This is a genomic window from Bacillota bacterium, assembly GCA_013314855.1.
Lineage (GTDB): Bacteria > Bacillota > Clostridia > Acetivibrionales > DUMC01 > Ch48.
The window spans coordinates 21,578-44,420 of record JABUEW010000002.1; the positions used below are offsets into that span (position 1 = coordinate 21,578).

The following is a 22,843-nucleotide window of genomic DNA, read 5'->3' on the forward strand; positions in this document are numbered from 1 at the left end:
TGTTACGATTGTTGTTTTAAGTGTTCTATTGTTTTTTCATTCTACTCTTTATTTCTCTTTTACTCATTATTTTACTTGTTGTTATATTTCATAGGTTGAGAATTCCTCTGACACCCAAACATTTTTAAAATACTTTTTCGCCTCAGAAAGATATTTCTCTCTTTTTTCTTCATACCAAAAATGTGTAAGTATAAGTTTGTTTACTCCTGATGAAGCTGCAACTCTGCCTGCCGCTCCCGCCGACATATGATGTGCCAGCCTGGTACCACCTGTTTTTTCGAGTACCGATGATTCACACAGGAAGAGGTCTGCCCCCTTTGCTGCTTCTGTAATTTCATCACCAAAACATGTATCTCCTGAATAAACAAATCTCTTCTCGCCTTTTATAATTATGATTGCATAACTTTCAATTAGATGAGGGACTCTGGCAAAAGATATTTTTAATCCTCCTGCTGTAATTTCGGAATTTTCCATAATAAATTCGTGGTCAAATACATTATCCCTGCATATTTCTTCCGCCAATACCGAAGGGCGCATGGGAAGACAAAGTCTCATCCTCCTCATATTCTGGTTCATCCCAACTTTCGTCTCTATCGCATATTTCAGAGGGAAAATGTCAGCAATATGATCAAAATGCAGGTGCGAAAGAATTATCATATCTATATCCTCTATCCTGCAATATCGCTGAAGCCTGCTTATAGTTCCATTTCCACAATCTATAAGTATCCTTGTGCTTTCATCCTGTATAAAATATCCGGAACAAGCCCCGTTAACTCCGGGGAAAGTGCCATAGTTGCCAAGTATTGTAAGTTTCATTCAATTCCACTCCCCAAATTATTAATATCCCTTCCTATCATCAATATGTCTTTCTTACTTTAATAATATTATATCATTATAGCTCACTTCCAGGTTGTTAATAATTAAGTCATTGTAAATATCTATCCCTGCCTCCTTCATCGCAATCATCAGAGAGCCGACTGAGGGTTTAAATTTTGGGTTCCTGACATTTATATTGTTATTTCCTTTTTTTACATACTCAATAAAAGGTTTTATTAAAAAATCTCCAAATTTAGTTACCCCACCTGTAAGTACGGCATCATATTCACCATCATACATGTTTAACCTCTTTGCCATCCTTTTTACAAGAGAGGCAAGGTGTTTTGCAGCATCTTTAATTATACCTACTGAAACAGCATCGCCTTCAGCTGCTTCGCTATACACAATCTTACTTATTTGTGATATCTTTAATCTGTCAAATTCACTGTTATAAACAAGGTGTCTTATTTCCGGAATTTCGCTTATACCAAAATATTCTTTCAGTTTTTCTGTAAGTGAAGTTTTTAAACTTCTATCTTCATATTCCCTGATTACGGCTTTTAAAGCAGAAAGGCCCATATAATATCCACTGCCTTCATCTCCAAGAACAGGGCCCCATCCTCCCATCTCGGCACTTTCACCTTTCCTGTTTACACCCATTGCAAATGAACCGGTACCACTTAATACAACTATACCAAAAGGCTTTGCCAGCGCACTGTAAAATGCACTCAATTCATCTCCTGTAACACAAATATTACGTATTTCAGATGCATAATCTTCCTTTAATTCGTTTCCGTACTTTCTCATACCCGGAACACAAATAGCCGCATAATCAAAAGTACCTTCGATTTGCCCACTGTATGCTGCTTCTCTAATGGATTGCCTTATTGCCTCCATGGCTACAGATTTATCAACAAAAAGCGGATTTGATGGGCCTCCGGTTCCTCTTCCTAATATAACACCATTTTCATTACAAATCAGGGTTTCGGTCTTTGTACCTCCCCCATCTACACCTACAAACAGCATCATTAATACAAACCTCTTATCCTTTCTCTGTATTTGCTTATATAATAAGCGTTATGCTCATCGCCTCCCGGTACATTTGCACTCATAAAAACCGGTGGCTTTTTCCCTTTTTTCAGAAATTCATTAACAACACTAATAACCAGCTTCTGGGCTATGTAGATTCCCGCTATTGATGAAATTGCTCCAACCTTTTGCCCATATTCTTGAATCTCTATTGACGCATCATCTCCTTTTATGCAGTTATCAATAACATAATCGGCAATATCCATAAGTTTTTTACCAGATGCATGTCTTGGCTGCAGCGAACTTGACAGACTTACAGATGTGATGGCTATAACCTTCAGACTATTTTGCTTACAGAGAAGAGCCATCTCCACCGGTACTGAATTTATCCCGGAGTTTGATATAATAAGAACGGGCTCTCCTTTCTTAAATCTTACGCTTTCAAAAACTCCAGCTGCATATCCTGAAAGACGCTCAACCTTTGTACTCTTGAAAGCTCCTTCATGAAGCATAAGTACAGGATCAAGTATGGGGTTTACCGGCACAAGTCCACCTGCTCTGTAGAACATTTCTTCCACAATCATATGGGAGTGCCCTGTAGAAAAAACATGCAGCAACCCTTCATTTTCTATAGCTTCACTTATTATCCTTCCTGCTTCTCTTATTACCTCGCTTTGTGTTCTTTCTATTTCATTCAAAAGATCAATTACAACCACCTTGAACCTGCTTTCATCAATCATTATATTTACCCCCCTCTTAGTATACATTGATGGGTTCTTTTCAAAAATATTCACTTTATGTAATTTTTAATTCTTTTGTAAGGTTGTAACGAAAATTTTTTGCTATTCATAAAACTTTTATTGGTATAAATATAATACCACAAATACCCATATTAACCGCATTTCTACATTTGTAAGTATAACTCCAAGAATTTTATTGTAAATTTTTCATTTATACATATATTATCCCATAATCGTATTCTTCAGGTATATATCTATATGGTGTAATTTTGTTTCTACTTAATGGGATACAGAGGCAGGGCAAAAATAACTTCAAACCCTTTACCTGGCACTATACTATCTGGAATTTGGAGAAAGATATCTACTTTCTAGTATCCATATTTCTCATAATTTTGCCAGGACTCGGTGTTAATTTTACCAGCATTTTCTATATGGTTGCTTACATATACACTGGGCTTTTTGCCTCTTTCTAACATTCTTTCTACCACTTCCGCCTGTAATGCCCACATTATATAAGCAGCAGCTATACCACTGGATGGACATATAGATTTGCCCAGTTCTTCTACTTCTACCAGTGTATCCCCAATATTACTGCAGTTATCGAGGACATAATCGCACACTTCGAATAATTTTTTCCCACTTGGGTGCTCTGCCTTAAGACTCTTTGAATACTCTATTGAAGTCAGCGCAATTGTATGCACTCCCATCTTCCTGGCTTCTAAGGCCATTTCCACAGGCAGTATGTTCTTTCCTGAGACAGAACCTATTAATAAAACATCTCCCGCCATAATGTTTGACTTAAAAAGAATAAATTTAGGAAGTCCTTCGATCTCATCCAGATAAACTTTCTTTTTACCAGTAATGGTTCTCGGCCTGGTCGGGTTGTTAACATCAACTGTTATATATACTGGCCTTACAGCCATCATTCCCCCGCTCCTGCCGATGCCTTCATGCATCAACATATGTCCCGTGTCAAGAAGGTGCCATACTCCATTATTGCAAAGCGATTCAGCTATAACCTCCGAGCACCTCTTTATAGTTTCAATTTGTGTCTTCTCTATCTTTTCCAGTACTTTTTTCATGTTTTCAAAGTATAGATTTGCAAGCATCTTATCACCCTCAACTGTTAATCATATATTTTTTATAAGAATCATGCAGATTCTTTAAAATACTCTCACTTTCAATATTAATTCCCGATTCAATCATTGCAACCAGCAGTGAACCAACTGCAGGCCTTAACTTTGGAGTTCCTACATTTAGACAGTCACTGATTTTTTTTACTTCCTCTGTAAAAGGTTTCAAAATCAGTTCACCAAAGTTACTTATGCCACCTGTTAAGACAACATCATACTCTTTATCATACATGTTTAACTTTTCTACTATAACTCTAACATATTCGGCAAGGTGTTTTGCTGCATTATTTATAATTTCAATTGCAACGACATCACCGTCTCTTGCTGATTCGTGAACAATTTTACTAAGGCTGCTTATGATACTCCTGTTACATTCCTCGGAATAAACTTTTTTTCTTAATTCAGTTACTTCCTTAATACCAAAAAAGTCTAATACCTTAGGAGTAAGAGTAGTCTTCAAACCTGTCTCTTCATATTCCTTTATCACAGACTTCAAACACAAAATTCCTATGAAATACCCGCTTCCCTCATCTCCAAGAATGGGGCCCCAGCCTCCTAATTTATGCTTTTTACCTTCTCTGTTGATTCCTAACGCAAAAGAACCAGTACCACTCAAGACAATTATCCCATATGGCTTTAAAAGCGCACTATAGAAAGCATTTAAATCATCACCGAAAATACCAACCTTTTTGCAGTATTTCAAATACTCTGATTCTACTTCACTTTTATATAGCTTTATCCCTGGAATACATACGGCGGCATACTCAATCTTTTTATCTCCGCCAATATCCTGAAAAGCTGAACCAGCCGATTCTCTTATTGTTTCCATTAACTTACTCTTTTCGGTAAAAAGAGGATTTGACGGTGCACCGACATATCTGCCTATTATATTACCTTCTTCATCACATATGAGGGTTTCTGTTTTTGTACCCCCACCATCAATACCTAGAAATAAACGCATTAGTATAAACTCCTTATTTTCTTCTTATACTTTTCGATCAATTTGGCATTATGTTCATCTCCATCTAGATAAGACCGCCCGCCCTGTAGAAAAGCTCTTCAGCTATCATATGCGAGTTCCCGGTTGAAAAAACGTGCAAAACACCTTCATTGCTTAAAGCCTGACTTATTAACGCACCGGCCTTTTCTATATTTTCTCGCTGTGTAGTTTCTATCTCGTTTATCAGGTCTACTACTACATTGTTAAACTTGCCCTCATCAAATATATTTAACCCCCGGTTGTTATATTTATGAAGAGCCCTTTTCAGAGCTCTTCATAAAGGTTTATGGACTATTCACCTGCCAGTATTTTATTTCCCTGTGTTTCAATTGCAGCTGCCACTTCATCTACACTCTTCTGGCCGGCAAACAGGAATTCCATTTCTTCTCTCCACATCTTGTAGAAAGCCGAACCATATAACAACGTTCTGAAAGGAACTGCATATTCGAGTGAATCAATCAGGTGCTTATTATCAGGTCTTGCAGCAAGGAAACCGGATGTATCAACCTGCTTGCTGGCCGGCAAGCCCATTTTCTCATTGAGCACAATCTGCTGTCCTTCCTTGCCAGACAGGAACTCAAGCAATTTCCATGATGTCTTGGGATCCTTTACGCCCTTAGGCATGCACCATGTATTAACGAAAGCATGTGAAACCTTCTTGCCATCATTACTAACCGGAAGAGGAACTATTGCATATTCAACAGGAGGTGTAGCGGTATCAAAATCGAATGATGCTGAAAGACCTCCAATTGTCATTGCAACCTTTCCTGCAACTACCGGGGCAGTACCTGATGTTCCAAATTGCTCTGCTTCTGCAGCGGTAGGCATTACCTTGTATTTGAAAATCAAGTCATGCAGGAACTGCATTGCTGCTTTTGATTCTGGTGTGTTCATCATAACCTTCTTTCCATCTGCTGAAACATAGTCCCCCCCGAAAAGCAGGAACCAGTCATAAAAAGGATCAGGATACAGTTTGTTATAGTATCCCCACTGTACAGGTTTTCCATTCTCTACCTTTGTCATCTTTTTGCAAATGTCAAGGAAGTCGTTGACGGTCCAACCTGGCTGCGGTAGCGGTATACCTGCGTCATCAAACATCTTTTTATTGCAGAACATAACCATTGTTGTTACGTCTCTTGCAACAGCGTAAAGCTTACCCTCGATTGTCAATGCATTCAGAACAAGAGGATAAAGGCTTGCTTTATATTCATCAGAGACATATGGAGTGAGGTCCTGAATTGCACCTGCATTTGCATATCTTGGTACCTGGTCCATCGCAAGCATCATTACATCCGGCATGTCTCCTCCGCCAGCAATAAGTGTAATAACCTTGTCTGCATATCCTGAACCAATCTGAGTGAATTCGATTTTCATATTCGGATTCAGTTCTTCGAATTTAGCTTTTAGGTTCTGCAAAGCTGTAGACTTTGTGGCGTCCCACCATGAAAGCACCTTTACCGTTATTTTTTCAGCAGGCTGGCTGGTCGTGGCAGCAGCATTATCAGTTCTTCCTGTTGCTGCACTGTCATCTGTGTCAACCTTCTTTGACTGTTGTACACATCCAATTAATGTGAACAGCATAAAGCATACGAGCATTAAAGTTACAAGTTTTGTAAACAACCTTTGTTTCATACAAATCCCCCTTTTAATTTAATTTTTTTGATTTGTTTTACTGCTTGGGCTTTATACAAATGCTCTACTCAACAAATGTGAAGATGCTCTGTTATCGTTTTTGAGTATCGCCTTTTATACAAAGTCCCAGTAAAAGAGTTTTATAATAAACCCCATTAAGGGTTATTATCTGATTTCTTACCTATTTAGGCTTTATTGTCCTCCCAATCCGGTATTTACAACTGTCCTTATAAAATATTTCTGGAAGACAAGGAATATTATAATTGTCGGAAGTATTGCTATCGTTGACCCCGCAAGCACTATGCCCCAGTTTGTATTTACAGAGCCCTTGAGATATTGGAGTCCTACCTGTATGGGCATTTTTTCATAGGTGTTCATTACAATCATGGGCCACAGAAATTCATTCCACTTTCTGTTAAAGGACAGGATTGCCACCGTAGCCAATGCGGGTTTCGCATTAGGTAATATAATGTTCAAAAATACCCTGAAACGTGAACATCCATCAATTATTGCAGCAGCCTCCAAATCCTTCGGTATTGATAGAAAATACTGTCTTAGAAAAAATATGTTAAATATATTACCACCGCTCACCAGTGAAGGTACTATCAGGGCTTCATATTTGTCAATCCAGTGAAGTATACGCATGATTATAAAATTTGGGATTAGTGTTACATGTCCGGGAATCATCATTGTGCCCAGGAGCATAAGAAAGATTATATTTTTCCCTTTAAAGTTTAGCCTTGCAAATGAATATGCGGCCATTGACGCCAGTATTATCTGCAAAACAGGCACAAAAGTTGATAAAAATAATGAGTTCAAAACAAATCTTCCAAATGGAAGCAGTTCCACAACTCTTTCATAATTGTAAGTGGTAATCGGATTTGGTATTAAATTAAAAGGATTGCCGTTATACAGCTGTGCCGTAGTTTTGAAAGAAGCGGTAACTCCCCATATAAACGGATAAATCATAGTAATGGATAAAACAGTCATAACAGAATAAAATATTATACTCCCAACCTTTATTTTCAAAAAATTCACCTCCATCAACAGGTTAATATTCTACATAAGCCATCTCATCACTGCTGCTCTTTCTTCCTTCTCAGCCTGAACTGAATGAGAGTCAAAACGAACAGTATAGCAAATAATATCCATGCCAGAGCAGAGGCATATCCCATTCTATAATACTGAAAACCGTTATAATAAATATAGTACAGCAGTGTATTCGTAGAACCTGCCGGTCTTCCCTCAGTCATAACAAAAATTGCTTCGAAAATGTTAAACGCCTCTATTATTAACATAATGGTCACAAAAAACGTTGTATTAGAAAGCATGGGAACCGTAATATATCTGTATTTCTGCCACTTCCTGGCCCCATCAACTTCGGCCGCCTCATATAGAGTTTCGGGTATTGTTTGTAACCCGGCAAGGAACATTATCATATAATAGCCACACATCTGCCATATTCTCATAATGATAAGAGCAGGCTTTGCCCAAACCACGCTTTGAAGCCACATGGGTGTATTTGTTATGCCTATTAAGTGGAGCAGAGTATTTATCAGTCCATTGGTCGGGTTTAGAATCCAGAGCCATATCATCGATACAGCTATTGTAGATGTAATATTTGGTATGTAAAACGAAACCTTAAAGAAGCTGGTAAGTTTATTTACCTTTTGATTTATAGCTATTGCTGTTAACATTGACAGTATAAGGACGGAAGGCACCAATCCTATAACAAAATAAACGGTGTTATACATGCACTGCCAGAAGGATTCATCCTTAAATACCCTTATGTAATTCTGTATCCCTATAAAGACAGGCGGGGTTAATAGGTCCCATTTTGTAAGGGATATTACCAGAGAATATATTACAGACCCTGCAACAAAAACCAAAAACCCAATAAGTATTGGAAGAATAAACAGCCATCCAGTTATAGTCTCCTGTTTTTTTAGACTGATATGTATTTTGCCTGAAAGCCTTGGCGTAGTTGTAGTTACCCTACTATTTTCTCGGTTCAGCAGGCTCATAAAATTATCTGCCCCTCCTCAATTTTAGTTATAGGTTTTATTTACAGCCTTCACCTGATAAGATCAATTTACTTTTTCATTAATAATTATATACTTAAAACTACCTTAAGCATATGGAAACTTTATACAGTTTATTATGTTGTCATGGTATTATGTTATTATAACAACTTTGTGTAAAAATTTTCTCTTTAAATACAATTGCTGGTTTCCATATGACAACGATAATTAACTCCTTTTTTTCATCCTCTCATCTATATAAGTCAACATAAAACTTATATTTATCTCCTCTGTAAACTGATTTTACATACTCAAGTGGTGTGTCATTAGATGTATATGTCACCCTTTCAATAATAAGAGCTTGTGTACCGGTCCTTACATTAAGAAGCTTTGCTGTTCTTTTATCAATAAACCCTGCCTCAATACTCTGCCTTCCTTTTTTGATAGAGATATTGTATTTTTCCTGTAAGATTTTATAAAGCGAGCCGGTTAAATCATTCTGCTCAATGTCGGGGCAAAGGAAAAAAGGTATAAATACATTTTCCAGAGAAAGAGCCTGCTTATTAGCATATCGAACTCTCTCAATCGAATACACCTTGACGGAAAGATCAATATTAAGCTTTTCTGCAACATCGGACGACGGGTTGCATATTACCAGCGACAGTAGTTTGGTACTCGGCTCCAATCCCTTACTTCTCATCTCCTCAGAAAAACCTTGAAGAGAATTCAGCTGCATATTCATTTTATTCATTTTTACATAAGAGCCTTTACCTTGCTTTTTAACTATATATCCTTTATTTGTTAACCCCTCCAATGCCTGTCTTGCAGTTATCCTGCTTACATTGAAAAAATTACAGATTTCCTGTTCTGTCGGAAGCTTGTCGCCTTCTTTTAACTCACCGCTATCAATCTTTTCTGCAAAATACTGTATTATTTGCAGATATCTAGGTGTAAGTTCGCTAATATTTATACCGATTTTATTCACCCTCCATTGCTCTAAGATAGTTGCGTAAGAAAAAGTAATTATGTTATTATGGTATTATGTTGTCATAACAAGTTGTCTTAAACTATACCTTATTTAAATGATAACACATCCGCATTCCGAAGTCAATAATTTTGTGTTAAATTTGTGTTAAAATTTTTGGCAAGCCTTCATTCCATTCTTTGGCAGGAGTGTTGTAAATCATTTTATTGCTCATAAGAATTCCCCTTTCAGCACTCTATTATTTCGCCGTTCCAAAATAAATAAATATACTTCTCCTTAACCTTTTTCTGCAGCAGTTTCTCCAGAACCATTGTGTAATACTGAATTTGCATTTTATATTGATCCTTTATCCGAATGATTGCATTTTGTCCGGCTCCGGATTGTATATAATCAGTCTTATAGTCTAACAACACCAGCCCATCGTTCTCTTCAAAAAAGCAGTCAACAACTCCCTGAAGAAGGACAGTTTCATCATCATAAAAACTACCTTTCAGGTGAGTAAACAATTCGCTGCTGCTTATTTGAATGTTGAATGGTACTTCTCTATATATCTTCACGGAATCCAGCATTCTTTTGCCAAGGGTCGAATTAAAAAATCTGTAAATTTTTCGAATATCTATAGCCTTTGCCTGTTGTTCCGTTAATAATTCCTTTTCAACCATTCCATCAACCTGGCTTTTAATTTGTTCAATATCTTTCACCATTGTCAAATCAAGATGCTGCATTACAAAATGCATTGCTGTCCCAACCTGGGCTGCATTAAGCCCTCTGCTTTCTTCCAAGAAAGCAGGCTTTTTTATTAGCGTGGGAGTATATACTGAAAATGCCGGATACTCCTCTGAAGATTCAAAAGCAAATCTCCTTTTCAGCTCAGTAACAGATACCTTAATCGGAATACGAGATGCGTCACTGTACTTATACTCCCAGTCCAGCCTTCTCTTTATCTCATCGTAATACATGCTTTGCCCTTTATCAATTGTTGTTGTGCCAGCCTTTATTTTCTCAATACTTTCAAGAAATTCATTATTGGTTTGTTTTTCTTGTTCGTCACCTTTAATGATATCTCCTTTATGCCACAACCTGATATCCCACAAAGAACCATTCATGTTTAACTCAGCATCGTCTTTATTTAAGACAAGAGAGACATGAGAACCGTCCCCTTTGTCTGTGTCTGTGCCTGCGTCTGTGTTTACGATATGAAAACCATTACCTTTGCATTGCCCCTTGTCTATCATAAGGGCAGGACAAATCCAATCAAGGTAATGTTTCCCTTTTAAAATAATGTATGCGGGAATTTTTTTACCATCAGTGGAAGCATATTCTCTCCAGCGTAAAATGCTTTTATTTAAATCCTTTACTGCCCCTGTTAATATTAGTTTTTCTCTTGCCCTGGTAAAACCTACATACAAAATCCTCATTTCTTCCGATAGGCTCTCTGCTTTGATTTGATACCGCAATGCCTGTTTTGCAAGTGTTGGATATGCTATCCTTTTTTCCACATCTACATAGTCAGGCCCAAAACCAAGTTCCTGGTGCAAAATTATGCTTTTATTCATATCCTGGAAGTTAAAACCCTTCCCGCAACCTGAGAGTATTACAACCGGAAATTCCAGCCCTTTACTTTTATGTATACTCATAATCCTTACCACGTTTTCATTTTCACCCAGGATTTTTGCACTTCCCATGTCTCCCCTGCCGCTTCTAAGTTTATTTATAAAATTTATGAAATTGAAAAGCCCCTTATAACTGGTTTCTTCAAACTTCCTGGCCTGCTCAAAAAGCATTCTCAGGTTGGCTTGACGTTGTTCTCCTCCCGGCATAGCACCTGCGTAGCTGTAGAATCCTGTTTCTGTGTACAGGTACCATATAAGCTCATCAGTGGACATGTATAGTGCCTTATCCCTCCACTTTTCAAGTGTTTTAAGGAATTGGGCTGTTTTTTCTACAAGTTTTTTATTAAAGTGGATTTCTGCTTCCTTTTCTTTTTCTTTTTTTATACCTTTCTCCTCTTTCTGCTCAGCGTCATCGTCATCAACCCTTGCAATTTTCTTCAAAGCTTCATATAGAGGCGCTTCTTTATCCGCAAGCCTTATATCTGCCAGTTCATCGGGAGTGAACAGCACAATAGGTGAACGGAGCACTGCAAGCAAAGGTATATCTTGTAAAGGATTATCGATGATTTGCAGTAATGATAGCATAATCTGCACTTCCACAGTTTTAAAAAACCCTGTACCGGTATCTGCATAAACAGGTATACCTTGAGCAGCAAGTTCTTCTACAAAAACGTCCGCCCAGTTTCTGGTTGAACGGAGTAATATTACTATATCCCTGTATTCAATAGGCCTGTATTTCTTTTTTTGTTTATCATATACTTTGAAGATATCACCTGTGTTTTCACTTTCATTACAATGTTTTTTTTCACCAACCAATTCCTTTATTCTTTTGGCCACTATTCTTGCTTCGCATTGGATAATGTCAAGGGATTCATCTTCCTCGTCCCCTTTATATTCCACGCCATTTTCTCCTCCATCTTCTTCTCCATATTTTATCTCCTCTCCGGTATCTACTTCTTTCCTACCTTCTCCTTCTCCTGCTTCCCGTCTCGCTTCTGCTTCAATTATATGCAATTCTGTAGGCCCTCCTACAATAACTTTACCCATGGTTTCCTCAAATTGTTTCTCCTCTTCGGGGTCTTCATACACCGCGCCCGGGTTTAAAGCCTCTTCCTCATTATAATCCAGTTCTCCTACATATTCGGACATTATCCGGCTAAAAATGAAATTTACACTATCAATAACTTCCTTACGGCTTCTGAAATTCTTGTAAAGCTGAATTTTTCTGTATTTTTCTCTCTTTTCTCGTGAATAAGTATTATATTTCTCCAGGAAAAGCTCTGGCCTTGCCTGCCTGAACCTATATATACTCTGTTTTACATCCCCTACCATAAATATGTTGGGGGTGCCCAGATCCTTTCTCGACACCACATTAAGAATAATTTCCTGGACCAGGTTGCTGTCCTGGTATTCATCCACAAGAATTTCTTCAAACCTCTCTTTATATTCCATTGCAACACTGGAAGGTGAAAATCCCCCATTCTCCTTCCTTTCAGTAAGTATATCCAGGCAAAAGTGTTCTAAGTCGTTAAAGTCGAGAACGGACCTTTCTCTTTTCTTTTCTGTGTACTTCCTATCAAATTCTATTACCAGCTCTGAGAGGTATTTTAGCAAAGGATAAAGGCGGTTTAACTCTTCTATAACCTCATTCGAAGAAGCTGCAAATATGTTGCTCTTAAGCTTACTGATCCTATCCTTTACCTCATTCCTGACGGATTTCACATGTTCCTGCGCACTTTTATCTACATCTTTTTTACAGTTCGGAAGCCTCTTAAACTCAAAAGAGGAAAAGGCATTATAGATGCTGTCCCAGGTGGTATCTCTACATAATTTTACCAACGAATCAATACCTGTAATTTCTTCCCGGAAATTGGGAAGGTATGGATCCAAACCTTCTGAAGTCTCAATTATTGAAAGTGCCTTTTCCATCATTGCCTTTAGGCTTTCAAGTTCAATGGCAGCATTTTTTAAAAGCAGTTCTCCCCACCTGGTTTTTGCAAAATCTTCCCCAGGGCTCAGATTGAAATACTCTGTTTTTCCCTTAAGCCAGTCTTCCGGCCAAGGAAAGCTGTGAATAAATTCATATAAGGAAAAGACCAGATCTTTTAAGGACTGGTCATCCCTGTTACCTCCATAGCATTCAAGGAGTTCAAAGAATTCTTCTTTTAGTTTTTCTTGTTCATATATCTCTTCAAAGAGGTCGTCTAAAGTTTCCATTTTTATTAATAAGGCTTCGGTCTCGTCGGCAATCCTGAATCCGGGGTTTAAGCCTATATAGTGAAAGTTGTTTTTGATAACCTCAAGGCAAAAAGAGTGTATTGTTGTTATATTAGCTTTATTTAAAAGGGCTAACTGTCTTTGAAGCAGTTTTGACCCGGGGTTTTCGTCAAGGGCTTTTGAAATTGCGTCGGCTATCCGTTCTCTCATTTCGGTAGCGGCAGCATTGGTAAAGGTTACAATAAGGAGCCTGTCTATATCTACAGGATTCTCTTCACATGTTATCTTCCTGATTATTCTTTCAACTAAAACCGCAGTTTTTCCGGCACCAGCTGCTGCCGCTACCAAAAGGTTGCAATCCTTCTCAGTTATCGCCTCCAGTTGTTCGTCGCTCCACTTGGTTTCTTCCATTAACTATTACTCCTTTCTTCCCCACAGCACAGTTCCATTAACTTCCAGATTTCCTCATCACTGTTGTCTGTTAAAATCCGGTACCTGTTATCTCTTAAAACAGGGTCAAATTGACATATGGAAGTATAGTTACAATATTGGCATGAAGTAATCTTTTTATTCTTGTAGGGCTTAATTGAAATATCGCCTTTCAACATTTCCATTCCTAAGTTTTCAAGGAGCTTTCTTACATATTTACATAATGTATTAAATTGCTCAATAGTCGCTGCAGAAGAAGCCTTCCCTAAAACATCCCCCTTATTTATTCTTGCAGGTATTATCAGAGAATCTCCATCTATTGTTTTATCCATCTCTTTTATTACTTTGACATCTGCAAGGAGAAGCCCTCTCATTTTAAGCTCCTTCATAATGGCTTTTTCAATGTCCTTTTCCGTTAGTTCTTTTTTATTCCTTATTATAGGGTCGTCAATTTTAAAGTAAAGAATACCACCTGGCATTATCGGGAGTTTTAGTTTTTCGCCCATTGTTTTCCTTATTGTTTCCCCTTCTCCCCATAGGGCATAGAGGTAGGCAATTAATTGTATCTGCACTCCATAATATACATTAGAAAGACTAAATTCCTCACTTCCGGACTTATAGTCTATAATCCTTATATAAGTTTTATCTCCCGTCTCCAATGCATCTACCCTGTCGACCCGTCCCGTAAGTTTGATAACTTCCCCTGTAGGAAGTTCTATATTTATAGGGGGCAAGCCATCCTTGCTACCAAAGTCTATTTCATAACCAACAGGTTCAAAACTGCTCCTTTTTATATGCTCAACTATCAACCAAATAGCCCTGAAAAGCACCCTATCAAGTCTTTTTACAATAATTTTATACCGTTTTGTCCCATTTTTAATTGGCCCGCCCTGCATGTTTTCCAGTAACCTATCCGATATTTCGGCAACCTTTTTGGCACACCAATCTCTGTCAATATCCCGCCATGATATGCCATTTTCGGCCACATATCTTGAAAACTCTTCAAGTACTCCATGGAGAAATGTCCCTATATCGGGATGAGTAAGGTTAAATATTCTTCTTTCTTTTGCTTTCAACCCATATTGTATGTAATATGCAAAAGGACAGGATGCATATTTTTCAAATCTGGATACACTGGAATACACCGGATTTCCATATAATTTACGCACTTTTTCTTTTTCAATTGGAGCCACCAGGTTGGTATAAGTCAAGGCTAACTGTGCGGCCGTGCACTTATCCCGCCATTCTCTGCGGCTTACATACCAGAGGTAGACATCCTGCCACAGGGACTTTATATCATGGCCTTCCATGGCTTTTCTCATTGCAGAAAGCAGTTCATTATATGTTGGCGATCTACCTGAAATAAGCTCCAATTCCTCTTTGTCTTCACCAGAATATACAATATTGCCGGTTTCTAATATATTGGGGAATAGTTTCCTTATTCTTGAAATCGTTATTGAGGGTCTAAGGGTCCTTCCTTCATGATCTGCTATGGGTACGCTCAGTCTCAAGTATTTCCTCGCAGTGGTTAATACAGAATATACCATATACTGGTCCTCGAAAGCTTTAGTGCGTGTATCGCTCGCAAGCTCCAGGCCAAGGGACTGTAGTACGCCCCTGTCTTTATCGGATAAAATTTTCTCCCCGGTATCTGGTACCGGAAATACCCCATCGTTTACTCCAAGTATGTAAAGGGCTTCCACTTCATGGGTCTTTGAGCGTTCAATGTTTCCAACCAGTACCTGGTCCAGGGCAGGAGGGATAAGCCCTGTTTTATGCTCACCAAACCCTATTTTTAAAATATTTAGAAACCTTTCCAGGCCCATCCTTTCACTTCCCATCAATTCTACAGCCTGGTCCAGTATTTCCATTGTAATATTCCATATCTGTCCGTATTCACCTGCAAGGTTTAGCTCTCCCTCTTCCTTAAATTTATCTATATACATATCCATTCGCTTGGGTACTTCTAAAACACATAGCAAGTCGAACAAGGCCTCACATATTTCCCTGGCCGTTTTTCTCCCTGCAGCGCGGCTGTGAAATTCCATCAAGGGGGTAATTATCTGTCTTCGGATATCATTTATCTTCATTAATAAATCCTGGTATTCCTGCTTCTTTTCATCATCCCATACCATTTCGGGTATGTATTCCCAATATTCCTCTTTTGCCCATTTATTTCCTCTTATTCCGCAGGCCAGGACATAATTTTCAATTAAATCAATATCTTCCCTGGGTATACCGGTAAGGCCGGTTTTCAAATATCTGAAAACCGCTTCGTAAGACCAGTTGTAGATAAATATCTCAAATACGGATATTATTAGCTGCACAAGGGGATGTTTAGTTACTTCCCTTTTTTTATCAATAAAGCAGGGTATATCATATTCTGCAAGTATGACCCTTATAAGCTTTTCATATACATCCAGGTCACCGCATACAACTGTAATATCCCTATATCTTAAACCCCTGTCCCTGCAAAGCCTTATAATATCCCTTGCCGTACATTCAATTTCAGTATATATATTGGATGCTGTAAAAATGGTTATATCTTTTGTTTTATCAAAGTTTCCATCTCCTGTATATCGCTTGTAAGGAAACGAGAAAAAGTATCTTTCCAGGTGCTCTAATTCAGGGCTATCTTTAAACCTGTAGAGACGCCTCCCATCCTTATTATTTAAATTATGCTCCTCCACTATTACAGGAGGTTCAACAGGTATATTTGACTCCTTTGCTATTTGCATCAATTTTTTAACTACATTTTTTACAGGGGAAAAAACATCCGTATAGTCAATATATCCATATCCATATCCATAACTATAAGCTGCCTGTGCGGCATCATCTATCAGGCAGTCGGTACAAAGGCTTACATTAACCCTATAGGCTTTATCCATAAGTTTTGCAATAACTTTATATTCTTGGGATGTAAACCCTGAAAATTCGTCAATCCATATTTCTGCCCCATTAAACATTGCAGTTTTATCAAGTTTTTCACATAGAATTGTAAGGTCGTCGTCAGCATCCCGGTACTTTTCATGTATAGTGTTTTCATATTCCCGGTATATCAAAGCAAGTTCTTTTAATTTCTCTTTCAATAAAGAATTATTTGCATGGTTTGTTTCCATATTTTTATATCCTTTTTCCAGGTCTTCAGGCATAACATTATATCTTTTAAACTCCGCAATCATATCTGAAATTGCGTTTACAAACCCTTGCTGCCCGACAGATTTTGAAAATATCCTAAGATCATCTTTCATGTTTTCAAGTATTTTATGTATAACCATGCATTTACCTGCAGAATTTATACGGGTATAAGTAAGGCCTCCCACCTCGTTAAATACCCTGTAAGCCATACGTTTAAAACTTAAAACTTCCGCTTTGATAATTCCACCGGTCCCTATTGTTTTCACCAGGTTTCTTTCGGCCTGCAAGGAAAACTGTTCCGGTACCAGCAATATAAGGGAGTTGGTTTTACCACTGTCTATCCTTGATTTTATTTCATTCAGGCAATAATAGCTCTTGCCGCTGCCGGCCCTTCCGTATATAAACCGCAAGCTCATTTGCAGTCCCTCCAAAATACAAAATACCATCATTGGTGCTGCAATACTTATTATTATTATAACATTAAAACAAAGTGCATCAAGTAACAATTCTTTTTTATTTGTCGAATTGTGCCGAATTATTATACTTGAAATTATAATAATTTCTGTTATAATAAGATGAACCAAACTTTCTGCTCCATCGAGAAGTGTCGGAGGTGGGAAGCTACTTTTCAATTATCAAAACAATCGCCGCTGGAAATCAAAAGCTTTCTAAAATAGCGGCAACCTTAGAACTTAAGCAAACAGATCTTACAAAATATCTTAATACACTCATAAACCTTGATATATTGGAAAGGGTAGTTCCGGTAACAGAGAGCAACCCGGAAAAAAGCAAGCGAGGGCTTTATAAAATCAAAGATAACTTTTTGTTATTCTGGTTTAAGTTTATCTTTCCAAACTTGAGCTTCATCGAGTCAGGCAATGAGGAATTAGCAATGAAAATAATCCGCAAAAACTTGGTAGACGGGCATATAAGCTTCGTATACGAGGATGTATGCATCGAGGAAATGTGGAGGCTCAATGCCGAGGATATATGGTATTTCCACTTTGATAAGGTGGGACGCTGGTGGAATGGCAGGACCGAAATCGATATCGTGGCACTTGACAGTACAGGTACCAACATTATCTTTGGTGAGTGCAAATATTTAGAAAATAAAGTAGGTATCAATGTACTAACTGCCCTTGAAGAAAAGGCAAAAGCGGTTGAATGGAAGAGAGATAGGCGAAAAGACCATTTCGTCCTGTTTTCCATCAATGGATTTACAGATGATTTGATAAAGCTTGCTGAAACAAGAGAAGACCTGCTGCTCTGCCGGTAAGTAATCAATGTCGGCGGTATCCTCCCCTTGATAAGGCATAGGCTGCGAAAAGAGTTACAAAAAGGTTTAACTTAGCTACTAAACTCAATATTTTACCATTACCGGCTGCCTTATTTTTGCCGATTCAATAACGGCACATAATGCAAGGGAGGTATTTGCGGCATCTTCAAGAGTTACATAAAACTCCTTCCCGTCAATCAGCCTGTCTATAAAATGCCTTATGCTTTCAAAAGCAAATCCTTTTGGTTTACCATGGACAAAATTACTTACCAGTATGTCAGGAGTATCTGCCTTCGATTCGGTAAACTTCTGAATTAGGTTGTGATTGCTGGCATCAATGCTTATCATACCCTTTTGTTCCCAGGATATTGAACTTAATATCATTTATATTGGTATTACCATTCGGGGTAATCCAGCCATTTTCCATTTGTGCGATACCACCGTGTTTGAACTCGATAGTAGTAAGATAAACATCAATAGTATCTACTCCAAGGCCTTTTAATACGCCCTCCCTTGATACTGAATACACTCTTTCCACTTCATCATTGAATTCACCCTGATCTTATTCACATTTATTCAATAATATGCTATATTATAAAAGTAATTATATATGTTTTAAATCATGGACCGTATTAGTTTAATTTTTTATCTAGAGTCGTTATAAGATTGCTTGCATCTTTTTAAGATGTCCGGGGTGGTGTGTTTATGCGAAAATTTTTATATTATATAGAAGTTATTATAATTCTTACGATATTTTGGATAATCATTAATGAAAAAATTACTCCCATACAAATTATTGTCGGTATTTTTTTAGGTTTTCTTGCAGTCATTTTTACTGAGAAATACTTATTGCTGGGGGATTATAAACATACTTATATTATTAGTCCGAAGATTCTTATAAAGTATCTTATTTATCTATTCATTGAAATTTATATGTCAGGTTTTACGGCTATTTACAGGATACTCAGCCATAAAGTTAATGTAGGGGTTATTGAATATGAAAGCAATCTTGACAACGACTTTTTAGTGTGCATACTTGCTAATTCAATCACCTTAACTCCAGGGACAGTAACTATTGATAAAAAGGGCAAAAAATTAAAAATATTATGTTTGAGCTGTCCGGAAGATGGCAAAAACTCATTACAGGCAAGTGTAAGGGCTAAATTTGAGAATATATTGAAGGGAGGTAATTAATGGGTTTTAATCAGATTGTTCTTCTAATAATAGCAATTCTTGGGTTGGCAGCGCTTGTGAGGACAATTTTAGGGCCGACTATATGGGATAGAATTCTGGGTTTAAATCTTCTATCTTCAAAGGTTATAATGTCCATTGTAGTATTTGCCTTTTCACTTAATAAATCGTATTTATTAGATATTGCAATTATATATGCGCTATTTGGCTTTATTAGCATTGTAATGATCGCAAGATTCATTGAAAAAAGAGGTGACTTATGAGGGAACAAATTGGAAATATTCTGATTGTCACAGCATTAATATTTATATTTTTTGGAGTATATGGCATTTTCAAGTTTAAAGATTTCTATCCTCGGATTTTAATATCATCCAAGGTAGATACTGTAGGATTAATTACATTAATGCTTGGAATTATTGTTAAATCGGGTATTAACTTTTTCAGTCTTAAAGTACTTATAATACTATTGCTGGTTATTATTACGAATCCCCTTTCAACACATTCAATAGCAAGATCCGCATATATAAGCGGTTATAAAGTTAAAAAGGAGTAGTTAAGGAGTTTATGATTATAAAGATTTTTCTTGGAGTAATGACTGTATTTGCATTATTAGCAGTCCAGACTCATCAATTGAGAAGGGCAGTAATCTATCTGGGGGTTTTCTCCTTGATAAACTCCTTTGCATATGTGTTCTACGGTGCGCCTGATGTTTCTTTAGCTGAAGCAATAATAGGAAGCACATTAGTAACGGTTCTATATTTAATTGCCCTTAAAAAATATAAGCCCCTACCAACACGTTATACTATAACAACACATTATACTTATAGACAAAACACGTTCAGTATAATCAAGGTGTTTGGCAAAAGCCGCAAATTGGTATTAGCCGGCTTCTGTGCTGTTATTGCATTTTTAACTCTAAGTACTTATATTAATACTATTGAACTAACAGGGACACCCGCATGGGACTATTATGTGAAATTTTTCAAGCAGGATACAGGTGCAAATAATGCGGTAACGGCAATTTATTTAAATTATCGGGTTTTTGATACCTTATTTGAAGCGCTATTACTTCTGATTAGCGTAATTGCAGTAATTTATTTTTCATGGAGGAGCGAGGGATAGAAAGCTGTGATTAACAGGAAAACAATGAACAGTAATAATTCCGAAGTTGTATCTAAAATAACAGGCTCACTTTATCCATTTATAATCATGTATGGTTTCTACATAATTATAAACGGTCATATTACTCCAGGAGGAGGTTTTCAGGGAGGTACCGTCCTTGCTGCGGTATTTATAAGCCGCTATCTTGCCTTCCCTGTTTTCGATATCCGTATTAGTACCTTGCAAACCCTTGAAAAGATCTTTTTTATATGTATTCTTTCAATACCTGTATTATTTATTTTTCATGAGTGGAGCTTTAAGAATGACCTATTTAATTCAATTTATCTTGTACTTATGAATACTTTAATTGGGTTCAAAGTCTGCTGTGGTATATCAATAATATTTTTTAGATTTATGTTTTATGAAGGAAAGTAAACCGAAAGTTTATTCAGGAGGTTTCGAAAAAAGAAGGAGCGGTGGTTTTAATGTTGTTAACCGGTGAAATTGTAAGTATTCTGGTATTTTTTATCGGCCTATATGGGTTAATTGCTAAAAGGAATATTATAAAATCCATAATTTCTATTGGAATTATGGACACCGCAGTAATACTGTATTTTATTTCATGCAGTTTTAAGGAAGGGCGTCTCCCCCCAATTGGTGATATTTTGCCACAAGAAATGGTCGACCCTCTTCCCCAGGCTCTCATGATAACGGCTATTGTAATAGGAGTAGGAGTTACAGCTATAGCTTTAACCATGTATATTCACTTGTACCGCAAGTATGGTACGGATAATTGGAAAAAAGTTATGAAGAAAAGGATGAAATAAATGATACCTTTATATATACTTATACTTTCCCCCATATTCTTTGGAGGATTAAGTTTTATAACATTAGACAAATATTCAAGACATGTCGCTATAGTCTTCCAGTGCCTGCTTATCTTTGTATCGTTAAACAACTTTATACATCTGAAGAACTCTGTCAGCTATACATATATGGAGAAGTTGGGAGGGTGGAGTAATACTATTGGAATCTCCTTGAAACTAGATTTAATATCAGCTGTATTGGTGATTTTGACTACAGTTTTGTTTATGGCAATGCTTGTTTTTAACCTCAAAAGCGCTTATGTTAATAAGCTGTTTTTATTCCTGTTCCTTGTTCTTGAAGGCTTAATAATAGGTATATTTGTCTCCCATGACTTTTTCAATGTTTTTGTTTTATATGAAGTATCAACTGTTATTGTAAGTATATTGATCATGTTTAAGAAGGATAAGCAGTCAATATACGATGGAATGCTGTATTTGCTTATAAATATAGTTGCAATGGTTTTTTTCCTGTTTGGAACCGGTATTCTTTACAGGATATTTGGTGTTCTTGATTTTGCAGTTATACATGATAGAATGCTGCTTTTAAAAAATCCGCGCAGTTTGATTTTGCCTTACACATTTATTATTACTGCTGTAAGTCTTAAAACCGCTCTTATGCCTCTTTTCAGCTGGCTTCCCAAAGCTCATGGTACACCCAGTGCACCTTCTATCATATCTGCAATACTATCAGGATTGTATGTTAAAAATGGTGTCTACCTGTTTTTGAGAGTTCAGAAAGTTTTTGAACCTCACATTGATACAACGGATATCTTTCTTTTGATGGGCTTTTTAACGGCAATTGCCGGTTTTATACTTGCAATTTCCCAAAAAGATATAAAACTTATTTTAGCTTATCATACCGTTTCCCAGATTGGTCTTATCATGATGGGACTTAATATGGACAACGAACAGGCCTTTTGGGGAGCTGTTTACCATATAATTAACCATGCTTTTTTTAAGTCTGTACTTTTCCTTACAGCAGGTATAATGATAGAGGAATACGGCACAAGAAATATATATGAAATACGAGGGACATTGAAACGTATGCCTTCTGTTTCTATTGCAACAATTTTTGCTATTCTCGGTATTACCGGTGCTCCATTTTTTAACGGAAGCATGTCCAAGTACTGGATTGCATATGGAGCAAAAGACTCCCTTCTGGAAGTAGGTCTTATTATTGTAAATCTTGGTACAATAATATCCTTTGTAAAATACTCCACGGTATTCTTTGCACGGTCGGATACACCCCCGGCAGTTACCCCGAATGTGCCTTTGTTACGTAAGATTACAGTCATGGGTATGGGAATTATATGTCTTGCCGGTGGTGTTTTTGCCAAACAGCTTATAGGCTTTTTCTTCAATCAGCATTTGCCGGTAGAGCCAATTTCTTATATGGGGAAAGCCGGAATATTTATAATAAGCCTTTTCATAGGAAGTCTTATCTATTTTAGGATTATCAAGAATCTTAAGCTGTTTTACAAATCAAAATCCGTAGAACTATCTTTTAATGATATATGTCTAACTATTTTCCTATTTTTTTCGTTTATGCTTATATATTTGAAGATAAAATACTAGCGTTACATCGAATTTTTGTTCAAATTGTTTCCGGGTTTATTTGCCCCCGAAGTGAATTACACGTTCTATAAGCCTATAGCA

General features: G+C 37.1%; 22 protein-coding genes. 8 read left to right on the forward strand and 14 right to left on the reverse strand.

Features of this window, described 5'->3' with window-relative positions:
- Nucleotides 1-81 precede the first annotated feature (81 nt).
- The 12 genes from HPY74_00660 to addB all read right to left on the reverse strand — a co-directional run bounded on the left by HPY74_00660 (nucleotide 82) and on the right by addB (nucleotide 17,169).
- Entirely contained in the window at nucleotides 82-816 is a 735-nt protein-coding gene (locus tag HPY74_00660) for an MBL fold metallo-hydrolase (GenBank protein ID NSW89188.1), read from the reverse strand.
- Nucleotides 817-870: 54 nt separating this feature from the next.
- Nucleotides 871-1,845, reverse strand: a complete 975-nt coding sequence (locus HPY74_00665) for a hypothetical protein (protein NSW89189.1) — start codon at nucleotides 1,843-1,845, stop codon at nucleotides 871-873.
- Nucleotides 1,845-2,585 (reverse strand): SIS domain-containing protein, encoded by a 741-nt coding sequence (locus HPY74_00670; GenBank protein NSW89190.1) that lies wholly within the window; start codon nucleotides 2,583-2,585, stop codon nucleotides 1,845-1,847. Before HPY74_00670 ends, HPY74_00665 begins: the two co-directional genes overlap by 1 nt.
- Before the next feature lie 368 nt (nucleotides 2,586-2,953).
- On the reverse strand, nucleotides 2,954-3,694 hold the full coding sequence (locus HPY74_00675) for a sugar isomerase domain-containing protein (protein ID NSW89191.1): 741 nt from the start codon (nucleotides 3,692-3,694) through the stop codon (nucleotides 2,954-2,956).
- Nucleotides 3,695-3,704: 10 nt separating this feature from the next.
- Entirely contained in the window at nucleotides 3,705-4,679 is a 975-nt protein-coding gene (locus HPY74_00680; protein ID NSW89192.1) for a hypothetical protein, read from the reverse strand.
- Between the two features lie 64 nt (nucleotides 4,680-4,743).
- Nucleotides 4,744-4,986, reverse strand: coding sequence for an SIS domain-containing protein (locus tag HPY74_00685; GenBank protein NSW89193.1), 243 nt, complete (start codon nucleotides 4,984-4,986; stop codon nucleotides 4,744-4,746).
- Between the two features lie 23 nt (nucleotides 4,987-5,009).
- Nucleotides 5,010-6,350, reverse strand: a complete 1,341-nt coding sequence (locus tag HPY74_00690; GenBank protein NSW89194.1) for a sugar ABC transporter substrate-binding protein — start codon at nucleotides 6,348-6,350, stop codon at nucleotides 5,010-5,012.
- A gap of 192 nt (nucleotides 6,351-6,542) precedes the next feature.
- Complete coding sequence (locus tag HPY74_00695) at nucleotides 6,543-7,394, reverse strand: carbohydrate ABC transporter permease (protein NSW89195.1); 852 nt, start codon at nucleotides 7,392-7,394, stop codon at nucleotides 6,543-6,545.
- Between the two features lie 32 nt (nucleotides 7,395-7,426).
- Nucleotides 7,427-8,374, reverse strand: coding sequence for a sugar ABC transporter permease (locus tag HPY74_00700; protein ID NSW89196.1), 948 nt, complete (start codon nucleotides 8,372-8,374; stop codon nucleotides 7,427-7,429).
- A gap of 247 nt (nucleotides 8,375-8,621) precedes the next feature.
- A complete protein-coding gene (locus tag HPY74_00705; protein ID NSW89197.1) occupies nucleotides 8,622-9,356 on the reverse strand; it encodes a GntR family transcriptional regulator in 735 nt (244 codons plus the stop codon).
- Between the two features lie 227 nt (nucleotides 9,357-9,583).
- Nucleotides 9,584-13,597, reverse strand: coding sequence for a helicase-exonuclease AddAB subunit AddA (gene addA, locus HPY74_00710; GenBank protein NSW89198.1), 4,014 nt, complete (start codon nucleotides 13,595-13,597; stop codon nucleotides 9,584-9,586).
- Nucleotides 13,597-17,169 carry a helicase-exonuclease AddAB subunit AddB gene (gene addB, locus HPY74_00715; protein NSW89199.1) on the reverse strand — a complete coding sequence of 1,191 codons (3,573 nt, stop codon included), beginning with the start codon at nucleotides 17,167-17,169 and terminating at the stop codon, nucleotides 13,597-13,599. The genes addA and addB overlap by 1 nt, the downstream gene beginning before the upstream one ends.
- Nucleotides 17,170-17,342: 173 nt before the next feature.
- Between addB and HPY74_00720 the strand changes: the two genes are divergently transcribed.
- Nucleotides 17,343-18,029: an ATP-binding protein gene (locus HPY74_00720; protein ID NSW89200.1), complete on the forward strand. Its 687-nt coding sequence runs from the start codon at nucleotides 17,343-17,345 to the stop codon at nucleotides 18,027-18,029.
- Nucleotides 18,030-18,113: 84 nt separating this feature from the next.
- Here the strand turns inward: HPY74_00720 and HPY74_00725 are convergent, their stop codons facing one another.
- Complete coding sequence (locus tag HPY74_00725; GenBank protein NSW89201.1) at nucleotides 18,114-18,377, reverse strand: hypothetical protein; 264 nt, start codon at nucleotides 18,375-18,377, stop codon at nucleotides 18,114-18,116.
- Complete coding sequence (locus HPY74_00730) at nucleotides 18,364-18,567, reverse strand: hypothetical protein (GenBank protein NSW89202.1); 204 nt, start codon at nucleotides 18,565-18,567, stop codon at nucleotides 18,364-18,366. Before HPY74_00730 ends, HPY74_00725 begins: the two co-directional genes overlap by 14 nt.
- A 167-nt stretch (nucleotides 18,568-18,734) precedes the next feature.
- On the opposite strand from HPY74_00730, the gene HPY74_00735 reads away from it, so the two are divergent.
- From HPY74_00735 to HPY74_00765, 7 genes are read left to right on the forward strand one after another with little or no spacing between them, the layout of a single operon-like run.
- Nucleotides 18,735-19,223: a Na+/H+ antiporter subunit E gene (locus HPY74_00735; protein NSW89203.1), complete on the forward strand. Its 489-nt coding sequence runs from the start codon at nucleotides 18,735-18,737 to the stop codon at nucleotides 19,221-19,223.
- Nucleotides 19,223-19,483 carry a pH regulation protein F gene (locus HPY74_00740; protein ID NSW89204.1) on the forward strand — a complete coding sequence of 87 codons (261 nt, stop codon included), beginning with the start codon at nucleotides 19,223-19,225 and terminating at the stop codon, nucleotides 19,481-19,483. The genes HPY74_00735 and HPY74_00740 overlap by 1 nt, the downstream gene beginning before the upstream one ends.
- Complete coding sequence (locus HPY74_00745) at nucleotides 19,480-19,773, forward strand: monovalent cation/H(+) antiporter subunit G (protein NSW89205.1); 294 nt, start codon at nucleotides 19,480-19,482, stop codon at nucleotides 19,771-19,773. Before HPY74_00740 ends, HPY74_00745 begins: the two co-directional genes overlap by 4 nt.
- Before the next feature lie 11 nt (nucleotides 19,774-19,784).
- Nucleotides 19,785-20,342, forward strand: a complete 558-nt coding sequence (locus HPY74_00750; protein ID NSW89206.1) for a DUF4040 domain-containing protein — start codon at nucleotides 19,785-19,787, stop codon at nucleotides 20,340-20,342.
- 24 nt (nucleotides 20,343-20,366) lie between these two features.
- Nucleotides 20,367-20,756, forward strand: coding sequence for an MnhB domain-containing protein (locus HPY74_00755; GenBank protein NSW89207.1), 390 nt, complete (start codon nucleotides 20,367-20,369; stop codon nucleotides 20,754-20,756).
- Nucleotides 20,757-20,806: 50 nt separating this feature from the next.
- Nucleotides 20,807-21,148 (forward strand): cation:proton antiporter subunit C, encoded by a 342-nt coding sequence (locus tag HPY74_00760; GenBank protein ID NSW89208.1) that lies wholly within the window; start codon nucleotides 20,807-20,809, stop codon nucleotides 21,146-21,148.
- Nucleotides 21,149-22,762, forward strand: a complete 1,614-nt coding sequence (locus HPY74_00765) for a proton-conducting membrane transporter (protein NSW89209.1) — start codon at nucleotides 21,149-21,151, stop codon at nucleotides 22,760-22,762.
- Nucleotides 22,763-22,843: the final 81 nt, after the last annotated feature.

What these genes read in the sequence shown, in the direction of transcription:
- HPY74_00750 (NSW89206.1), top strand. Translation starts at nt 19,785, where the DNA reads ATGATTATAAAGATTTTTCTTGGAGTAATGACTGTATTTGCATTATTA.
- HPY74_00745 (NSW89205.1), top strand. Translation starts at nt 19,480, where the DNA reads ATGAGGGAACAAATTGGAAATATTCTGATTGTCACAGCATTAATATTT.
- HPY74_00695 (NSW89195.1), bottom strand. Translation starts at nt 7,394, where the DNA reads ATGGAGGTGAATTTTTTGAAAATAAAGGTTGGGAGTATAATATTTTAT.
- HPY74_00740 (NSW89204.1), top strand. Translation starts at nt 19,223, where the DNA reads ATGGGTTTTAATCAGATTGTTCTTCTAATAATAGCAATTCTTGGGTTG.
- HPY74_00725 (NSW89201.1), bottom strand. Translation starts at nt 18,377, where the DNA reads ATGATAAGCATTGATGCCAGCAATCACAACCTAATTCAGAAGTTTACC.
- HPY74_00765 (NSW89209.1), top strand. Translation starts at nt 21,149, where the DNA reads ATGATACCTTTATATATACTTATACTTTCCCCCATATTCTTTGGAGGA.
- HPY74_00760 (NSW89208.1), top strand. Translation starts at nt 20,807, where the DNA reads ATGTTGTTAACCGGTGAAATTGTAAGTATTCTGGTATTTTTTATCGGC.
- HPY74_00670 (NSW89190.1), bottom strand. Translation starts at nt 2,585, where the DNA reads ATGATTGATGAAAGCAGGTTCAAGGTGGTTGTAATTGATCTTTTGAAT.
- HPY74_00735 (NSW89203.1), top strand. Translation starts at nt 18,735, where the DNA reads ATGCGAAAATTTTTATATTATATAGAAGTTATTATAATTCTTACGATA.
- HPY74_00690 (NSW89194.1), bottom strand. Translation starts at nt 6,350, where the DNA reads ATGAAACAAAGGTTGTTTACAAAACTTGTAACTTTAATGCTCGTATGC.
- HPY74_00675 (NSW89191.1), bottom strand. Translation starts at nt 3,694, where the DNA reads ATGCTTGCAAATCTATACTTTGAAAACATGAAAAAAGTACTGGAAAAG.
- HPY74_00660 (NSW89188.1), bottom strand. Translation starts at nt 816, where the DNA reads ATGAAACTTACAATACTTGGCAACTATGGCACTTTCCCCGGAGTTAAC.
- HPY74_00680 (NSW89192.1), bottom strand. Translation starts at nt 4,679, where the DNA reads ATGCGTTTATTTCTAGGTATTGATGGTGGGGGTACAAAAACAGAAACC.
- addB (NSW89199.1), bottom strand. Translation starts at nt 17,169, where the DNA reads ATGAGCTTGCGGTTTATATACGGAAGGGCCGGCAGCGGCAAGAGCTAT.
- HPY74_00665 (NSW89189.1), bottom strand. Translation starts at nt 1,845, where the DNA reads ATGATGCTGTTTGTAGGTGTAGATGGGGGAGGTACAAAGACCGAAACC.
- addA (NSW89198.1), bottom strand. Translation starts at nt 13,597, where the DNA reads ATGGAAGAAACCAAGTGGAGCGACGAACAACTGGAGGCGATAACTGAG.
- HPY74_00700 (NSW89196.1), bottom strand. Translation starts at nt 8,374, where the DNA reads ATGAGCCTGCTGAACCGAGAAAATAGTAGGGTAACTACAACTACGCCA.
- HPY74_00755 (NSW89207.1), top strand. Translation starts at nt 20,367, where the DNA reads ATGAACAGTAATAATTCCGAAGTTGTATCTAAAATAACAGGCTCACTT.